Genomic DNA, 477 nt, shown 5'->3' with positions numbered 1-477 from the left:
AGTTTGCCGAGCTGCGCGATCTGCTGGAGCGAGCAATCATCGACACACCGCCGGTGCTGGTACGCGACGGTGGTGTTATCGCATCGGGCTATAACGAAGAGCTGGATGAGTGGCGCGCGCTGGCTGACGGCGCGACCGATTATCTGGAGCGTCTGGAAGTCCGCGAGCGTGAACGTACCGGCCTGGACACGCTGAAAGTTGGCTTTAATGCGGTGCACGGCTACTACATTCAAATCAGCCGTGGGCAAAGCCATCTGGCACCCATCAACTACATGCGTCGCCAGACACTGAAAAACGCCGAGCGCTACATCATTCCAGAGCTAAAAGAGTACGAAGATAAAGTTCTCACCTCAAAAGGCAAAGCACTGGCACTGGAAAAACAGCTTTATGAAGAGCTGTTCGACCTGCTGTTGCCGCATCTGGAAGCGTTGCAACAGAGCGCGAGCGCGCTGGCGGAACTCGACGTGCTGGTTAACC

Annotated in this window: 1 pseudogene; it reads left to right on the top strand. The window is 56.2% G+C overall.

The features are described 5' to 3' along the window. Positions 1–477 (top strand): annotated as a pseudogene (locus M3202_RS22075) (DNA mismatch repair protein MutS); the annotation flags it as partial.

The organism is Halalkalibacter oceani (assembly GCF_023715605.1).
In the GTDB taxonomy this organism is placed as follows: Bacteria; Bacillota; Bacilli; order Bacillales; family Bacillaceae_D; genus Halalkalibacter; species Halalkalibacter oceani.
This window is presented reverse-complemented; position numbering and strand designations above follow the sequence as displayed.